Genomic DNA, 15624 nt, shown 5'->3' with positions numbered 1-15624 from the left:
CTCCGGGTAACCCGGGGCGGCCTTGTTGTTGGAATAGGGATGATGGACAGAATGGACCTAAAGGACTTAATGGACCCAATGGAAAAGGGGAAACGCTACCTGTCCATTCCGTCCATTCCGTCCATTCCGTCCATTCCGTCCATTTTGTCCACTAAGTCCATTCTGTCCATCTCCCTATTCCCCATCCTCCCACAAAACCTTTCTCACCTGCACTTTACAGCCGCCGCCCTTTCCACCCTCTTAAAAACAAACTCCCATTCCCCCTTCTCCCTTCCGCGCAACAAAAAAGCCTGCCGCCAGGACAGACTCACAGTAAAAAATGGAGCGGATGATGGGATTCGAACCCACGACATCAACCTTGGCAAGGTTGCGCTCTACCCCTGAGCTACATCCGCTTTGGATGGATAGTGACGCGGACCGCGTCGCTGAACGGTTTATACGCCAATACCGGCAAAAAGCAATCTTTATTTTCCTGTTTTCCAGGTGCGCCTCCCTCCGTTCCGAATGTTCTGTCATGAGAAAGTGTGCCTTATCAATGAATTTCTCTCGTCAGACGGTGCGGCAAATTCTATGTTAGAGAAAACATGAAAGAGTTGTTCATCACCTTCATCACGCTGGCGGGACTGGCCATTGGAATTACCTGTTACGACTCCATCATGGGGGACCGGACAGGCGGATGGCCGGAAGCAGGAAATTCCCGCTTCTGAACAATAATCCGGTATCATGAAAAAGACCTTGCGAAGATTCTGCCTTTCCACCGTGTTATGCGGAACAGCCCTGCTGGCAGCCATGCAGCAGGGTGCGGCCCAGTCTGAATCTGCATCATCCAGAATCCTGCGTACCACGCCGCAATCCGTGGAAGATTTGCAGAGAATTGAGCACCAGCTTCAGGCCGTGCTCCCCAAAGTGCTCCCTGCGCTGGTGTGCATTCAGGTGAACAACAGCAGCGGAACCGGCATTCTGGTTTCCGAAAAGGGGCTGATTTTCTCCGCCGCTCACGTAGTCGGCAAAAAAGACACCGTCCTCAAAATCATCTTGCCGGACGGGACCCGCATACCGGGAAAAACCACGGCGGAGAACAGTGATTCGGATGCGGGCATTGCAGAAATCTCCACCAGGCTGAACAAAAACCTTCCCATTGTGGAGAAGGCTGAAAACCAACCGCAGGTGGGCGACTGGGTCTTTTCCCTGGGCCACGGCGGCGGACTGGACCGGGAACGCGGCCCCATGGTGCGCCTGGGACGAATCGTTTCCTTGAAAAACGACGTCATCCAGACGGACTGCAAACTCATTCGCGGCGATTCCGGAGGCCCCCTTTTCAACCTGAACGGGGAATTGATCGGTATTCACAGCCGGGTCGGTTCCGGGTTGGAAGACAACTTGCACGTTCCCATGAAGGAATTTGACGCCCTGACGGCTCCTCCGGAGGAAGTCAAGGAAGCGTCTCCTGACCGGAACGGTTAATTCCATTCATTCCCCTGCCATGAACTTTCTCTCTTATGCATGTTTGTTTCCTCTGGCGGCGCTATGGACACCCTGCGCCTCGGCTGAAGGAGGCAATGGCAGCCTGGACTTTGAACAGCGCATCAACGGCAAAGTCGTTCTGAAAACCATTGAGCCCGTCCGGGAACGGTTGCAGGATTTGAGCGCCGTCTTTTTTGCCAGGCACGACGTAGTGGCCTACGGCGTGATCCTGACTCCGGACGGCTACATCGCGACGAAGGCGTCCGAATTCGAATCACACAAAGGACTGCTCATCCGCATAGGTTCCTCCAAGTATGAAAACTTCCAGGTAGTCGGCACGGACCCGGCCACGGACATTGCTCTGGTCAAGGTGGATGCGGCCGACCTTCCCGCACCAGGCCCCGTGAGCAGCGATGTCCCCCTTGGAACGCTCGTGGTCAGCAACGGGTCCACCACCAGAATTTCCCGCCGTCCTCAGCTGGGCACCATCAGCGCCGCCCGGCGCCCCATCCCGAACAAGGATACGGTTTATCTGGGCGTGGTATTCGGAGAATCCTGCTCTTTTCAGGAAGTGGTCAAGGACGGCCCGGCCTTCCAGGCGGGCGCCCTGGCCGGAGACAGGATTGTAGCTCTGGACGGAACCCCCGTCTCCACGCTGGAAGACATTTCCCCCATTTTATCGAAAAAAGCCATTGGGGAAAAACTCAAGCTGCGTGTCAGGCGCGAGGACAGGGAGATTTCCTACACCGTCACGCTGGGTTCCCGTCGCAAGGCGCTGGGGGACCAGGTTCCGGAAACGTCCAACGACGAAATCAGCGGCGGGTTCAACAAACGGCGCGACGATTTTCCGATGGTTCTCCAGCACGACACTCCCTCCCGGTTTACGCTGATGGGAGGACCGCTCCTCAACCTCAAGGGGGAATTGATCGGCATGAATATCGCCAGAGTGAACCGGGCGGAAAACTACGCCCTGCCGATCGATGTGGTGCAGGAGAGCGTGCAACGCATTCTGAAAAACGCCCGGGAACCTAAGCCGGAGAAATAAAGGAATGATTTTCCCCTGTTGATTTCCTCTTTTCCCCTTTCTTTCCTGCAGGCAGGAAAGAAGGAAGTCATCCTGCCCCGGCGACGCAATCCAGCATTTGCGGCATGTCCGCCCCGTGGCCCGCTCCCGGAATGCACGCAAATCAGCGGCGTCCGCGGACGTTTCCCTTCCCCTCCGGAATCCACAGCCCGGGTGTTTTCCGTTACATCCCCGGCACCACGGATGCGTCCGGAACCGCCTTGGGCTGCACCGTAGGATCATAATGCTCGGCGCCCGTCACACGGACACTGCCGTCCGGCAGGAACACCATGCTGGGCATACCCACAACTTTCTTGAAATACTGGAGTTTTTCCATCATCCCCCGGTAATTGATGCGTGCATAGGCGCAAAGTGTGGGGGTGGTGGGGAAAAAGACGTGCACATTGGCCTTCCCGTCTATCAGGCACTGCGGACGGGTGGTGCCCAGCCAGCTCCCCACGCATACGGCATTGTACGCTACACCCGTCTCCGGATCCCTGGTCTGGATGTACAGCTTCTGGATACCCCGCTCCGGAATGGTGCATACGGAGAATTTGCACTTTTTGACACTTCCCGGAATACTGACCGTCTGGGACCACATGGGCGTGCCCGTACGGATGGAAAACAGAGCCTTTTGGGAGGCAAACATGTCCTTTTCATTGGGCATCTTCACCACGGCCTGCACATGGTAATTCCCCTCCCTGGACAAATTGTAGAAGTGCCGGAGGTCAATCTTGCGGGAGACGCTCATGCCGGCAGGCACGTTGAGCGGAGGAAAGACGGCAAAGCGGGACTGCGGAAGCATGGCTCCCCCGGTGGTGTGCTCCACGTGAATGTCCAGCCAGGAGGAATACTCGCGGCTTTTCAATTCAACGGGCGTTCCGGAATTGTTGGTCACCGTCAGCCTCATGTAATTGGCCTCCCCGGTGAGGAAGGTCTTCTTTTCCGGAACGATTTTGACCGCTATCTGGGCCAGGGCCCCGGAAGCCCCCAGCAGGGCCAGCATCATGAATGTGAGAACATGTTTCATCGTGATTGAAGTGTATAAGTGTTTGTCTGTTGAAAATGTATCACCGTACGGGCCGCACGATTCTGAATCCCAGGTTGTCCCGGCATTCGTCGCGCGAACGCAGGTATTCCACCTTGTCCGTAATGCCCGGGTGCCTCCAGTCTCCGCCGCAGGCGACGGGGCCCGGGGGTTCCTTCACGCGCGCGGGGTCCTTTTCCACGGAAGAAGTCCATTCCATCACGCCGGAGGCCATGCCGCATATGCCGGTCTTCAGATCATAATCATTGCTGTACCTGTCAATGACCAGGGTTTTATCCCCCTTTTCGCCCGTTTCCATCAGGGCCCCCAGAGCCATCCATTCCTGGCGGGAAGGCAGACGATAGTGCGGTTCCCCGGGCTCCACGGGTTTCCAGGCCGCATAGGCCCAGGCATCCCAGAAAGTGACGTTGACGACGGGGGAACGGGGAGTGATCCTCCTTCCCTTCCATTTGCCGCCCGGAGTGCTGGCGGCCTTCCACATGGCTTCCCAATCACTGGGGACATGGGTGGCATTCTGCTTGTCCGGCTGATCCGGATGGGAATACTTTTCCTTCAGCTCCGGCGTCAGCCGGGACCACTGGTCCAGGAACAACCGGTAGGATTCCATCGTGATCTCATGGGCTCCCACGATGAGGTCCCCCGTACCGGGAATAGTGACGGGAACTTCCGTATGGTCGCTGGCGGAAAAATCCGGATAATGTTTCGGAGCCGGAGGCGGTCCTGACGGGGCCGTTTCTGCGGCCGGACCGGAGAAAAGAAGGAGGGCCGTGCCCGCACCGGCGGCCAGAACTCCCATTCCGGCCCAAATCATCCACATACGGAATTTTCTGGCCGGTTCCGCCGGGACGGTATAGCGGTGGGTGGTTGCCCGGGGAGAAAGCCCCAATTGCTCCCGGACCGCGGCTATCAGCTCCATGACCTGTTCCCACTGCATCCGGTTGCCGTTCTGTCCATCGCGCATCCAGCCCAGCAGGGTGGCCATGCGCGTGGCGCCGGGAACGTCCGGCGTCACCAGGGGGAGAAGATACTCTCCCAGCTTTTTCATCTGTTCGCAGGACTGCTCCTCATGAAAATTCCCGGGCATGGCCGTGTTCATCACCCGCACGCAGGACTTGTCATCCACAAAGATATGGCGCGGCTCCATCAGGTTGAACGCCGTCTGCAAACGCTCGTACTTGCCGCAAATGGTCCCTGCCGTTTCAATCACTTTCAGCATATCCTTGACGGACAGGGTTTCCCCGCGGTCCAGCATGGCCTGGAGGGAAGAGCCGCCCAGCTGCTCGCTGGTAACGAACCAGTAGCCCTGGACCTGGGAAGCCTCGTACACCGTCCCCAGCACTGGTACGTTGATGGCGGCGCGCGTACGGGCCTTCATGATGAAATCCTCCACCGTCACACCTTCCGGATTGTCCGGCACCAGCAATTCCATGAATACGGAACGGTCCATGCCCTGCTGGATGGCTTGGTAAAGAATACCCCCCCGCGTGCGGCCGACAAGGGCCACCAGCGTGTAGTCGCCGAAGTTGTGGGGAAGATCGAACATGGAGCAGTCGGGCATCAGGGAGGCAGGAGGGAGTCGTAGGAATCGGAGACCGGGGCGGCATCCACAGGGGGAAGCAGGCCGCCGTCGTAAAGCTCGGGCATGCCGGAGGGGGCGCTCTGCTTCATTTGTTCCAGCAAGAATAGCACAGGAGGGGAGGCCTGGCAATCCATCGGTTCGCCCTTGTAGTACAATTTGGCGGTATAACCGTAATACTTGAGGCTCCCGAAAGCGATCGTCTCCTCTTCCGTCAGGGGGGGCATGTAGTAGGTCATCTCCATGATTTCCTCCCCGTCCGCCCAGTCTACGGGTTCCGTCACCCACGCGTAGGGCAATTCCTGAGCACGCGTCTTTTCCACCTTTTTCCCATTCACCTCGTCAAAAAACTGGATAATGATGCGCAGGTCTTCCGGCCTGACGTTCAATCCGTCCTTCATGAGGATGGGGACCGTCAGCTTCACGCGCTCCCCGCTCCTGCATTCCGGGTCCCGGTATTCCAGAATGGTCCCGAAGGATATGTCGCCGCGCATGTCCGCGGCTCTGGAAAAGCCGGCCTGGAGATGCTTGGCCGCCCTGGAAAAATACTTTCCCGCCTTCTCACGCTGGGTGTACACTTTCAGGAAAAACTCCCGGGACTTGTCCGCATTCCGCAGCCATTCGTAGGTCAGGCCGTAATAATAAAGCACCACCGGGTTGTCGGGCTCCAGCCTCATGGCCTGTTCCAGCTTGAGCACCGCCACTTTCAGATCTCCCTCTATCTGGGCATATCTGGCGGCCTTGACGAGAGCCGCCACCTCCTCGGTCATGGCCGGCATCACGTCGTCCGGGTTCTCCGACGGCAGCGCGGGCTGGGAGGAAACCGCCTCAGCATTGCCCGCAGGAGAAGCGGAAACCGCGGAAGGAGTTTCCTCCGGATCGGCCAGATCCGCTGCCCGGAGCATTTCCTCCACGGAACGCGGTCTTACCGCAGAATTCGGAGGGTCGGAAATCGCGGCAGGACCTTCTTCGGCCACGTCATCCCCGGTTCCGGCGGGGGCCGGAGGAGGCGCAGCGACAACCGGCTGCGGAACAGGAACCTGCACCACTTTTTCAACCACTACCGTCCTGCCGGACAGGCTGAAGGAAACGCCTACCATCAGCAGAAGCACAAAGGCCATTCCGCCCAATGTCCAGCAGGCCACGCCAAACGCCCGGTCACGCCCGTTTTTTGCCTGGGGGGGAATCTTACTCATACATCATGATCCGTATTGGCATCAGCGCTCTTCTTTGGCAAGGAAGCTTCTGCCGCCTCCGGAGCTTCTTCATAATCAATCACCTCTCCCTGGTAGCGCGCCAGCAGGGCCTTCATGAAATCCTCCGCATTGTTGGGGGAATCCTCCTTGCGGAAGCCCCCGTAAGTCAGGCCGTCCAGTCTTACTCTCGCCTTACCGCACTCCGGCTTCAGCACCGCATGGGCCAGCCCCTTCATCTTCCACCTGCGCAGGTCCAGCCGGGCAATATCCTCCACCCGGAACTGCCTGCCGGCAGCGGTCACCCGGCCGTCTTCCAGGGCCATCTTCCTGCCGCGGGTTCTCACCAGCAGGAACAGGGCCGCCGCCGCCAGGGCCATGCAAATGCTGCCGGCCACCCATTGTTCAAAAATCTTGGAACCGTCGTACGGCTGCTCCACGGGCTTTAACGGATACTGCCTTTCCTCGGAATAAGCCTGCCACGCGGCGCTCCATCCCTTGCCGGGCGCGGACATCAGGTCGTAATCCGCCAGCACGGCGGGCCAGGGGGTGCCTTTCCTGTCCACCCCGGCGGGAATTTCATAATCTTCAGGGAATTCCACCATGCGGGACTGGACGGTACGTTCCCATTCTCCGCTGCCGGCTCCGTTCAGGCGGCCTTCCCGGTCAAACAGGGCTCCAGCATCCACAAAAGTCTTGTGCATGAAGTACTCCAGATTCTTCCGCGGATAGCCGGAAACAGCATCATAATAGAAATACGCGCCGAACCCCAGGAACATCAGGGCCATGACCAGTGCCCGGCCGGTGAACCACATTGTCGGCTTACACTCTATCGTGTCAGACTGCATGTCCCTTACATACCAGCAATTCCATGTCCTTGACCATAAAAAAAGCATGCGGAGCGCACCTTTGGCGGAAAGCCGCCGGGAATGCCCCGCGGCAGGCCGTCCGCGCCCTGCCGCCACGGTCATCCGGGGGAAATGTTCCGGACACCCCGAATGAGCCGCATCCCTGGGGAAAAATCTCTTTTTGCCGTCTTCTTGGCTTGATTTATTTTGTCAAAGTTAAATAATGGCACGCGCAAGGATTGCCCGTTCCCGCCAAGAGCCCGCAGGGCGGCAATTTTGGAAGACGGGCCGCCAGCACATTCTTTACCGCATATGAGACCTAGCAACGCCCAATACCGCCGCATGGACGCCGAACCCGGCTACACGCCCCATCCCGAGGACCAGGTGGATTCCGACATGGAACAGGCCCAGCTCAGGCTGGAACAATTGAGGCGGGAAAAAGAGGAAGTGGAAAATTCCCGGCGCCGCCTGGAGGAAATCCATATGCGCAAGGCCCGCTTCATGGACCAGCAGAATGAACTGGGCGACCGCATGGTGAACGCCGCGGATCTCATCAGCCGTGAAGTGGAAAGCCTGCGCCAGGAAAGCAACGAGCTGGAGCAGATCCACATGGCGCTGACCCGCAACCTGAAAATGCTCAGCACCGTGCGTCCCGACGAATGGCCCATTGAAAACACGGAAAACCTGATCAACCAGAGCCAGCAGGTCGTTGACCGCTGCGAGGAGGAATTTGCGGATGCCGTCCAGCAGTGCGCCCGCATGCAGCACACCAAGGTGCTTACCGGCGTGCGCCGCTCCAGCAAGGTGCGCATCAGCGCCCGCGAATTCATGACCCAGTTCCTTCAGGGCCTTTCCTTCCATCTTCCCCTGCTCCTGATTGCCCTCATTATCCTCTTCTTCATCTGGATCTTCAGCCCCTCCGCATCATGATCAAAAGAAAAGCCAAGCGCCGTTCCTCCGAACTGGCAGAGCTGGACCGCGCCTCCCGTGAAATCGAGCTCCGCATTCAGGAACTGGAAGCCTCTCTCAAACGCCCCGCCCCGCAGACCCGCATGCGGCTGGACCGTAACACAATGCCTCCGCCCGACCGCATCCGGGAAGGCAACCAGAACCGCGCCCTGCGCGCCGTGGTGGCCCGCGACGGCCGCGCCACGAACATGCGCCGGGAACTGAGGGAAAACTTCATGCTCCTGGGGCTGCTCATCTGCGCCATCGCCGCCTCCTTCTGCTGGATCATCCGCCTGCTGGAACAGCAGTAGGCCCTCCCCCATCACTTCACCCGCACCACACGCTTTCCACCATGAGTACGCCTCAAATCGACGTAGCCTACATCGCCCGGCTGGCGCAAATCGACCTGACGGAAGAGGAAACGGCCCTCTTTTCCCAGGATTTGGACAAAGTCCTCGCCTACATCACCAAACTGGAATCCTATGACGTCGAGGGAGTCGCCCCGATGAACCATCCCCTGCCGGCCATGGACGTCATGCGGAAGGACGAGCCGCAGCCCGGACTTTCCCAGGAAGAGGCCCTTGCCAACGCCCCCCAGCAGTCCCAGGGCCAGTTCCGCACGCCCAAGGTGGTGGAATCCGCCTGACCCTCCCTCTTTCACGCTTCAACCGTTTATTCCCTTCTTTCCATGTCAAGCATCCAAGGCACCCTGGCCGAATGGCGCGACCGCCTGCGCCGCAAGGAACTCACCCCTGCCGAACTCGTCAACCTGACGGCGGACGCCATTGAGGCGGACCGGACCACCAACGCCTATATCTCCTTTGACCGGGAGGCAGCCTTGCAGGCCGCGGCCGCGGCGGACATAAGCAGCCCGCTGGCGGGCGTCCCCATTGCCGTCAAGGACAACATCAGCATTCTCGGCCAGCCGACGCGTTGCGCCTCCCGCCTGCTCTCCCCCTACACGGCCCCGTACGACGCCACCTCCGTCCGCCTTCTGAAAAAAGCCGGCGGCATTCCCTTGGGCCGCACGAACATGGATGAATTCGCCATGGGCGCCAGCGGGGAAAACTCCGCCTACGGCGTCACCCGCAACCCGAACGCCCCGGACCACATTCCCGGCGGCTCCTCCAGCGGCTCCGCTGCGGCGGTAGCGGCAGGAACGGCCATTGCCGCGCTGGGGTCCGATACGGGCGGCTCCATCAGGCAGCCCGCCGGGCACTGCGGCATCGTGGGCCTCAAGCCCACCTACGGGCGCGTCTCCCGCTACGGCCTGGTGGCCTTCGCCTCCTCCCTGGACCAGATCGGCCCCATGGCTCAAACGGTGGAAGACGCCGCCATCCTGCTCCAGGCCATCTCCGGGCACGATCCCAAGGACTCCACCTCCGCAGACCAGCCCGTGCCGGACTTTGAAGCCGCGCTGGGAAAGGACATAAAGGGCTTGAAAGTGGGCATTCCCGCGGAATACTTCACTTCCGGCAACCATGCGGGCGTCTCGGAAGCCGTACAGAACACGGTCAGCCAGCTGGAAAGCCTGGGCGCGGAACTCGTGGAAATCCGCCTGCCCCATGCGGACGCCGTAGTGGCCGCGTACTACATCATCGCCTGTGCGGAAGCCTCCTCCAACCTCTCCCGCTTTGACGGCGTGCGCTACGGACAACGGGCGCAGGACGTCAATGGCCTCATGGAACTCTTCTCCAGGACGCGGGAGGAAGGATTCGGCCCGGAAGTCAAGCGCCGCATCATCCTGGGCACCTACGTGCTCAGCTCCGGCTACTATGATGCCTACTACTCCCGTGCGCAGAAAGTCCGCTCCCTGGTCGCCAGGGACTTTGCGGAAGCCTTCAAAAAGGCGGACATCATCGTGGGCCCCACCTCCCCGGCGCCCGCTCCCAAAATCGGGGACTCCGCCCTGGACCACCTCCAGACCTACCTGGCGGACATCTACACCATCCCCGCCAACCTGGCAGGGCTGCCCGCCATCTCCGTCCCGTGCGGTTCCGTAAAGGAAGGCGGCGCGGAACTCCCCATCGGTTTCCAGATGACGGCGCCCCATTTCCGGGAGGACCTCCTCCTGAAAACCGGATTCGCTCTTGGAAAATAACGGGAATTTTTCAACGCAATTCCCTGACAGACTGTCATACCCGCTATTAGAGAACCATGGACACCCAAGAATTCAACGAAATTATCGCCGCGAACTCATCGTGGATTTCTGCTCTCCGAACGGAGGTAGGCAAGGTGGTCATCGGCCAGCAGGCCCTGATTGACAGACTGATCCTGAGTCTTCTCTGCAAGGGGCACGTCCTGCTTGAAGGTGTTCCCGGCCTGGCCAAGACTCTCTCCGTAAAGGCACTCGCGGGCACGCTGCACGCGCAATTCGCCCGCATCCAGTTCACGCCGGACCTTCTGCCCGCCGACCTTCTGGGCACGATGATCTACAACCCGGAAAAACGACAGTTCACGGCCAAAAAAGGGCCTATCTTCGCCAACTTGATCCTGGCGGACGAAATCAACCGCGCCCCCGCCAAGGTGCAATCCGCCCTACTGGAAGCCATGCAGGAACGCCAGGTAACGCTGGGAGAAACAACCTACCGCCTGCCGGACCCCTTCCTCGTGCTTGCCACGCAGAACCCCATTGACCAGGAAGGCACCTACCAGCTCCCGGAAGCCCAGCTTGACCGCTTCCTCTTCAAGGTAGTGGTCACCTACCCCTCCCGTGAGGAGGAACTCCAGGTGCTGGACCTGATGGCCAGCTCCGCCAGGCCCCCGGAAACCTCCCCGGTCACCACGCCGGAACAGGTGGCCGCCTCCCGTGACCTGGTCAACCAGATTTACATTGACGACGCCGTGCGCGGCTACATCGTGGACCTGGTGCGCGCCACCCGCTTCCCGGAAACGGTGGACGTGAAACTGCGCGGCCTCATCCGCGCCGGCGCCTCCCCCCGCGCCACCATCAACCTGGCCCTGGCTTCCCGCGCCAACGCCTTCGTGCACCACCGCTCCTTCGTCACCCCGCAGGACATCAAGGACCTGGCCCATGACATCCTGCGCCACCGCATCCTGCTCTCTTATGAGGCGGAAGCGGAAAACATCTCCACGGACGACGTCATCGACCACATCCTGACGAAAGTCCCCGTACCGTGACGGCCCAAGGCGGGCGTACCCCGCCCGCTTTTCCATCCGGACCACATCAGGCGGATACCCTGCCGGACCTGACTGCCCCCAAACAGGGAGGACCACTTCATGGATAAAGCTTCAGACATTCTCAAGCGCGTACGCCGCATTGAACTGCGTGCAAAACACCTGGCCACGGAAAACTTCGCCGGACAGTACCAATCCGGCTTCCGCGGCCAGGGGCTGGACTTTGACGACTTCCGGGAATACATGCCGGGGGACGATCCCCGTTTCATCGACTGGAAGGTAACGGCCAGAATGCGGTCCCCGTACGTGCGTCGCTTCCGGGAAGAACGGGAGCAGGCCGTCATTCTGGCCGTGGATGTCAGCGGCTCCATGCACTATGCCTCCTCCGCCTCCCCCCGCGCCTCCAAACTGGACTATGCGGCGGAAATCGCGGCGGTGCTCGCCTTCAGCGCGGCCCAGAGCGGGGACAAATGCGGCCTGCTCATCTACGGCGGACGTCAGTCCCGCTACATCCCTCCCGCCAAGGGCATGAAACAGACGCTGCGCATCGTGCGTGAAATCGTGGCCAGCGAAAACGACGGGGCGGACCAAAGCATCTCCGAGGTGGCGCAGCAGCTCGTCCTCTCCCAGAAAAAAGCCGCCATGGTCATCATGATCAGCGACTTCTGGGGAGAACACAACAAAGCGGCCCTGGGCCAGCTCAACTTCAAGCACGACTTCATTCCCATCCGCATTGCGGACCCCATGGAACTCCACCTGCCGGACGCCGGGCGCGTCATCCTGAAAGATCCGGAAACGGGCAGAAACATGTTCCTGAACCTCTCCCGGCAGGACGTCCGGGACGCCCATGCCAACTCCGTGCACCTGCACCGGGAAAAATGGACGCAGGACTTCCGCCGCCTGGGCATCGACTTCCTGGACCTCCGGACCACGGACAACTTCATGCCGCCGCTTCAGGCCCTCTTTGCCCGGAGGTCCCGTAAATTCTCCCGCTAAATCTCCCCTCCTTCCGCCATGCCTGCACCAACCGCCTTTCAACCACCACCCACGGCCATTCCGGAACCGCCCGCCTTCCCTTCCCTCATGGAAACGCAGGCCCCGGACGCCTACCTTCATGCGGGCTTCTGGGACACATGGGGAATCTGGCTTGCGCTGGCCGCCATCCTGCTGGCCGTAGCCGCCGCCGTCATCCTGCTCATCCGCAAAAAAGGACGCACGGCCCCCGCCCCCCTGACCCCGGCCCAGTCCGCCGTCAGGGACATCACCATGCTCCGGGAAACACACCCGTCCCTCAGGCAGGCCGCCGTGGACTTCTCCCTCATCCTGCGAAAATTCCTGGTGGGGGAAACCAAAGACCCGGCCCTGTACGAGACCCAGCAGGAATTCAACCGCCGGGCGGATGCCCTCACGGCGCTTTCCACTGAACTGCAAGGCCCCACGCGCGACCTGCTGGACCGGATGGCCGTCCTGAAATACGAGCCGGACACTCCGGAAAACGACTCCATGGTCAACGAACTGGCGGACAGGACAGTCCAATTAATCAACGACATAGACGCGGCCTCCCGCACCACGCAGGAGGAAACGGACCTCATCGTCAAAAAACCTTCTGCACGCACCAACCAACGCTGACCCCACCATGATGGAACACTTCCAATTCGCACAACCTGAATGGCTCTACGTCCTTCCCTTCATCTTGTGCCTCCTGATCCTCCGCCGCAGGCGCGGCGCGGAAGGTTCCATCACCTACCCCACGGTGCGCTTCATCGCGCCCCTGGCCCGCACTCCCCATTCCCTGGCCGGGAAAATCGGGGCCGTCTGCTTCGTGCTGGCTGCCGCCGCCATCGCCATCGCGCTGGCGCGCCCGCAAAAAGTGGAAGACAAAAGCTTCCGCACCGTCAACGGGATTGACATCATGATCGCCTTTGACCTCTCCTATTCCATGGACACGCCGGACATGGTGCTCAACCGCATGCCCATCAACCGCCTGGTGGCCGCCAAGCACGTCATCACCCAATTCGTGGACAGCAGGCCGGACGACCGCATCGGCATCGTCGGCTTTGCCGGAAAAACCAAATCCTTCTGCCCTCTGACGCTGGATCACGCCCTGGTCAATGAAATCATCCACAACTTCCACCTCCGCATGATCCAGGCGGATGGCACGGCCATCGGCTCCGCCATTGCGGCGGCGGCCACACGCCTGGACGACCGGAAGGACACCAAATCCAAAATCATCATCCTGGTCACGGACGGCGCCTCCAACTCCGGCCAGATATCCCCGCTGGTGGCGGCGGAAAACGCGGCCAAGCTGGGCATCAAAATCTATACCATCGCTGTAGGCACGGAAAATGGCACCCTGGCCAACGGCATGGTGGTGCAAAGCGAATTCGACGAACCCACGCTCCGGAAAATAGCCCAGATCACGGGCGGCGAACACTTCCGGGCCCAGAACATGGCCTCCTTCAACAAGGCGTTCACCTCCATCGGAAAACTGGAAAAAAGCGAGGCCAAGGTGCATACCGTCCGCCATATTGAAGAATACTTCATGTACTTCCTCATTGCAGGCGGCGCGCTGACGCTCCTCGGGCTGTCCCTGCAAGTTCTCAAACCCACCCCGGCCCCGTAACACCCCCCTTCCCCCATGACATTCCTCTATCCCAACGTTCTGTATGCGCTCATCCTCCCCGCCCTGCTGGCAGCGGCGGCATGGTGGCTGTGGCGCCGCCGCTCCAGAAAATGGGAAGTGCTGGTCTCCCCGGACTACAGGCATGAACTGGTCCACGCGCCGGCCTCCTGGCACCGGGTGCTCCCCGTCATCTTCTCCGTGCTGGCGGCCGTCTTTTGCATCCTGTCCATCGCACGCCCCATCGACGGCTACACGGAAGTAAAGGAAGTGCCCAAATCGCGCAACATCCTCATCGCCATAGACTGCTCCCGCTCCATGCTCAGCAAGGACGCCTCCCCGTCCCGCCTGGGCCGGGCGAAAACCGCCGCCTACGACCTGCTGGACGCCCTGCCGGGGGACAACTTCGGAATCATCATCTTCTCCGGGGAATCCGTCTTGCTCATGCCGCTGACCCACGACCACACCGCACTGAAGGAAACCATTGAACAACTCCAGTTCGGATGGGTCTCCCAAGGAGGCACCAACCTGGAAAAAGTCGTGCGCCTGGCCCTGCAAACCTTCAAGCGCGACAAGGAGGCGGACTCCAAAAACGCCCTGGTCATCCTGAGCGACGGGGAAGACACGGTCAACGTCACCTATAAAACCGCGGAAGCCGCCAGGCAAAGCAAGCTCATCATCGTCACGGCCGGCATCGGCACCACCATCGGCACCACCATTCCTGATGAAAACTCTCCCTCCGGGCTGTACCGCGACCGCCGCGGGCAGCACGTCGTCTCCCGGCTCAATCCGGACAGCCTGCAGTACCTGGCCAACCAGACGGACGGCCAATACGTGCAGCTCTCGGACGGAGCCGCCCTCAACCGCTTCGTCAAAGACATTGCGGAACGGCTGGACGTGACGGAAGGAAAAGAGGAAACGCGCCGCATCCCGAACGACCGCTACATCATCTTTGCCGTTCCCGCCCTCATCTGTCTGATCCTCACCCTCATTGCCGGAACCCGCTGGCGCTCCTTCCGCCGTTCTTCACGCCGCGGCATGGCGCTTCTGGCCGGAACGGCCCTGCTCTGCGCCGGTCTGATGGGCACGGAAGCCCGGGCGGACACCGCCATGCTGGACAACGTCACGGACCTGATCCGCACGGGCAAGACGGAAGAAGCCGTCAAGGCCATAGACGGCATGATCGCCCTGCCGGACCTGCCGGAAGAAACGCGCCAGGCCCTGGAATTCGCCAAAGGCTGCCTGGAGCAAAAGGCCGGTAATCCCAAGGAAGCGGCGGAAGCATTCTCCCAGGCCCTCCTGTCTCCCAACAGAAGTCTTCAATCGGACTCCCACTTCAACCTCGGCAACATGGAAGCCGCCAAGGCCAAAACGGCCATGACCTTCTCCAGGCCGGAGGAAAAACAGACTCCTCCCCAGGCTGCCTCCATCGACGACCAGATCAAGGAAATCGACGCCCGGCTGGCTAAAATACCGGAAGCCAAACAACACGTCAAGGAAGCCGTCAAACGCTTTGACGACGCCCTTTCCGCCCACCGCTCCCATGAAGGAGCCGCCGCCAACAAGGAAGAAATGCTCCGCTACGACAAGGAGCTGGATGAATACCGTAAGCAACTGGAGGAACTGAAAAAGAAGCTGGAAGAAGAAAAGAAAAAACAGCAACAGCAGCAGCAGGACCAACAGAACAAGGACCAACAGAACAAGGATCAACAGAACAAGGATCAGC

The 15624-nt window shown here is 60.3% G+C and carries 16 protein-coding genes and 1 tRNA gene; 12 read left to right on the top strand and 5 right to left on the bottom strand.

Annotated elements, in window-relative coordinates:
- Positions 1 to 320 precede the first annotated feature (320 nt).
- A tRNA-Gly gene (locus HMPREF3039_RS00605) sits at positions 321 to 395 on the bottom strand.
- 189 nt (positions 396 to 584) lie between these two features.
- Between HMPREF3039_RS00605 and HMPREF3039_RS14445 the strand changes: the two genes are divergently transcribed.
- From HMPREF3039_RS14445 to HMPREF3039_RS00595, 3 genes are read left to right on the top strand one after another with little or no spacing between them, the layout of a single operon-like run.
- The gene (locus tag HMPREF3039_RS14445; protein WP_269447919.1) at positions 585 to 707 is read left to right on the top strand and encodes a hypothetical protein; all 123 of its coding nucleotides are present in this window, start codon (positions 585 to 587) and stop codon (positions 705 to 707) included.
- Between the two features lie 16 nt (positions 708 to 723).
- Positions 724 to 1464: a S1C family serine protease gene (locus HMPREF3039_RS00600; RefSeq protein ID WP_067981862.1), complete on the top strand. Its 741-nt coding sequence runs from the start codon at positions 724 to 726 to the stop codon at positions 1462 to 1464.
- 19 nt (positions 1465 to 1483) lie between these two features.
- Positions 1484 to 2509, top strand: coding sequence for a S1C family serine protease (locus HMPREF3039_RS00595; RefSeq protein ID WP_067572205.1), 1026 nt, complete (start codon positions 1484 to 1486; stop codon positions 2507 to 2509).
- Positions 2510 to 2711: 202 nt separating this feature from the next.
- Here HMPREF3039_RS00595 and HMPREF3039_RS00590 read toward each other — a convergent pair whose 3' ends face one another.
- The 4 genes from HMPREF3039_RS00590 to HMPREF3039_RS00575 are packed head-to-tail and all read right to left on the bottom strand — an operon-like array spanning position 2712 to position 7159.
- Positions 2712 to 3557, bottom strand: a complete 846-nt coding sequence (locus HMPREF3039_RS00590) for a hypothetical protein (RefSeq protein ID WP_067572203.1) — start codon at positions 3555 to 3557, stop codon at positions 2712 to 2714.
- A 40-nt stretch (positions 3558 to 3597) separates the two neighbouring features.
- The gene (locus HMPREF3039_RS00585) at positions 3598 to 5133 is read right to left on the bottom strand and encodes an SUMF1/EgtB/PvdO family nonheme iron enzyme (protein ID WP_067572201.1); all 1536 of its coding nucleotides are present in this window, start codon (positions 5131 to 5133) and stop codon (positions 3598 to 3600) included.
- Complete coding sequence (locus tag HMPREF3039_RS00580) at positions 5133 to 6347, bottom strand: tetratricopeptide repeat protein (RefSeq protein WP_067572199.1); 1215 nt, start codon at positions 6345 to 6347, stop codon at positions 5133 to 5135. The genes HMPREF3039_RS00585 and HMPREF3039_RS00580 overlap by 1 nt, the downstream gene beginning before the upstream one ends.
- On the bottom strand, positions 6344 to 7159 hold the full coding sequence (locus tag HMPREF3039_RS00575) for a hypothetical protein (RefSeq protein ID WP_067572197.1): 816 nt from the start codon (positions 7157 to 7159) through the stop codon (positions 6344 to 6346). The genes HMPREF3039_RS00580 and HMPREF3039_RS00575 overlap by 4 nt, the downstream gene beginning before the upstream one ends.
- Before the next feature lie 345 nt (positions 7160 to 7504).
- Here HMPREF3039_RS00575 and HMPREF3039_RS00570 point away from each other — a divergent pair, with 345 nt between their 5' ends.
- The 9 genes from HMPREF3039_RS00570 to HMPREF3039_RS00530 form a co-directional block, all read left to right on the top strand.
- Positions 7505 to 8122 carry a hypothetical protein gene (locus tag HMPREF3039_RS00570; protein ID WP_067572195.1) on the top strand — a complete coding sequence of 206 codons (618 nt, stop codon included), beginning with the start codon at positions 7505 to 7507 and terminating at the stop codon, positions 8120 to 8122.
- On the top strand, positions 8119 to 8451 hold the full coding sequence (locus HMPREF3039_RS00565; protein ID WP_067572192.1) for a hypothetical protein: 333 nt from the start codon (positions 8119 to 8121) through the stop codon (positions 8449 to 8451). The genes HMPREF3039_RS00570 and HMPREF3039_RS00565 overlap by 4 nt, the downstream gene beginning before the upstream one ends.
- Positions 8452 to 8492: 41 nt before the next feature.
- Complete coding sequence (gene gatC / locus HMPREF3039_RS00560) at positions 8493 to 8786, top strand: Asp-tRNA(Asn)/Glu-tRNA(Gln) amidotransferase subunit GatC (protein WP_067572190.1); 294 nt, start codon at positions 8493 to 8495, stop codon at positions 8784 to 8786.
- Between the two features lie 42 nt (positions 8787 to 8828).
- The gene (gene gatA, locus HMPREF3039_RS00555; RefSeq protein WP_067572188.1) at positions 8829 to 10241 is read left to right on the top strand and encodes an Asp-tRNA(Asn)/Glu-tRNA(Gln) amidotransferase subunit GatA; all 1413 of its coding nucleotides are present in this window, start codon (positions 8829 to 8831) and stop codon (positions 10239 to 10241) included.
- 56 nt (positions 10242 to 10297) lie between these two features.
- Entirely contained in the window at positions 10298 to 11281 is a 984-nt protein-coding gene (locus HMPREF3039_RS00550) for an AAA family ATPase (RefSeq protein WP_067572186.1), read from the top strand.
- A 99-nt stretch (positions 11282 to 11380) separates the two neighbouring features.
- Positions 11381 to 12274: a DUF58 domain-containing protein gene (locus HMPREF3039_RS00545; RefSeq protein WP_067572184.1), complete on the top strand. Its 894-nt coding sequence runs from the start codon at positions 11381 to 11383 to the stop codon at positions 12272 to 12274.
- Between the two features lie 18 nt (positions 12275 to 12292).
- Complete coding sequence (locus tag HMPREF3039_RS00540; protein WP_130084696.1) at positions 12293 to 12907, top strand: hypothetical protein; 615 nt, start codon at positions 12293 to 12295, stop codon at positions 12905 to 12907.
- Positions 12908 to 12914: 7 nt separating this feature from the next.
- A complete protein-coding gene (locus tag HMPREF3039_RS00535; RefSeq protein ID WP_067951829.1) occupies positions 12915 to 13901 on the top strand; it encodes a VWA domain-containing protein in 987 nt (328 codons plus the stop codon).
- Between the two features lie 15 nt (positions 13902 to 13916).
- The coding region (locus HMPREF3039_RS00530) for a vWA domain-containing protein (protein WP_067572182.1) at positions 13917 to 15624 on the top strand (1708 nt) is incomplete at its 3' end.

The organism is Akkermansia sp. KLE1798, from assembly GCF_001580195.1.
GTDB classification, from domain to species: Bacteria; Verrucomicrobiota; Verrucomicrobiia; order Verrucomicrobiales; family Akkermansiaceae; genus Akkermansia; species Akkermansia biwaensis.
This window is presented reverse-complemented; position numbering and strand designations above follow the sequence as displayed.

Excerpts from the sequence above, each read along its gene's own strand:
- HMPREF3039_RS00585 (WP_067572201.1), bottom strand. The coding sequence starts at position 5,133 with ATGCCCGACTGCTCCATGTTCGATCTTCCCCACAACTTCGGCGACTAC.
- HMPREF3039_RS14445 (WP_269447919.1), top strand. The coding sequence starts at position 585 with ATGAAAGAGTTGTTCATCACCTTCATCACGCTGGCGGGACTGGCCATT.
- HMPREF3039_RS00600 (WP_067981862.1), top strand. The coding sequence starts at position 724 with ATGAAAAAGACCTTGCGAAGATTCTGCCTTTCCACCGTGTTATGCGGA.
- HMPREF3039_RS00580 (WP_067572199.1), bottom strand. The coding sequence starts at position 6,347 with ATGAGTAAGATTCCCCCCCAGGCAAAAAACGGGCGTGACCGGGCGTTT.
- HMPREF3039_RS00535 (WP_067951829.1), top strand. The coding sequence starts at position 12,915 with ATGATGGAACACTTCCAATTCGCACAACCTGAATGGCTCTACGTCCTT.
- HMPREF3039_RS00565 (WP_067572192.1), top strand. The coding sequence starts at position 8,119 with ATGATCAAAAGAAAAGCCAAGCGCCGTTCCTCCGAACTGGCAGAGCTG.
- HMPREF3039_RS00575 (WP_067572197.1), bottom strand. The coding sequence starts at position 7,159 with ATGTGGTTCACCGGCCGGGCACTGGTCATGGCCCTGATGTTCCTGGGG.
- HMPREF3039_RS00540 (WP_130084696.1), top strand. The coding sequence starts at position 12,293 with ATGCCTGCACCAACCGCCTTTCAACCACCACCCACGGCCATTCCGGAA.
- HMPREF3039_RS00595 (WP_067572205.1), top strand. The coding sequence starts at position 1,484 with ATGAACTTTCTCTCTTATGCATGTTTGTTTCCTCTGGCGGCGCTATGG.
- gatC (WP_067572190.1), top strand. The coding sequence starts at position 8,493 with ATGAGTACGCCTCAAATCGACGTAGCCTACATCGCCCGGCTGGCGCAA.
- HMPREF3039_RS00550 (WP_067572186.1), top strand. The coding sequence starts at position 10,298 with ATGGACACCCAAGAATTCAACGAAATTATCGCCGCGAACTCATCGTGG.
- HMPREF3039_RS00545 (WP_067572184.1), top strand. The coding sequence starts at position 11,381 with ATGGATAAAGCTTCAGACATTCTCAAGCGCGTACGCCGCATTGAACTG.
- HMPREF3039_RS00570 (WP_067572195.1), top strand. The coding sequence starts at position 7,505 with ATGAGACCTAGCAACGCCCAATACCGCCGCATGGACGCCGAACCCGGC.
- gatA (WP_067572188.1), top strand. The coding sequence starts at position 8,829 with ATGTCAAGCATCCAAGGCACCCTGGCCGAATGGCGCGACCGCCTGCGC.
- HMPREF3039_RS00590 (WP_067572203.1), bottom strand. The coding sequence starts at position 3,557 with ATGAAACATGTTCTCACATTCATGATGCTGGCCCTGCTGGGGGCTTCC.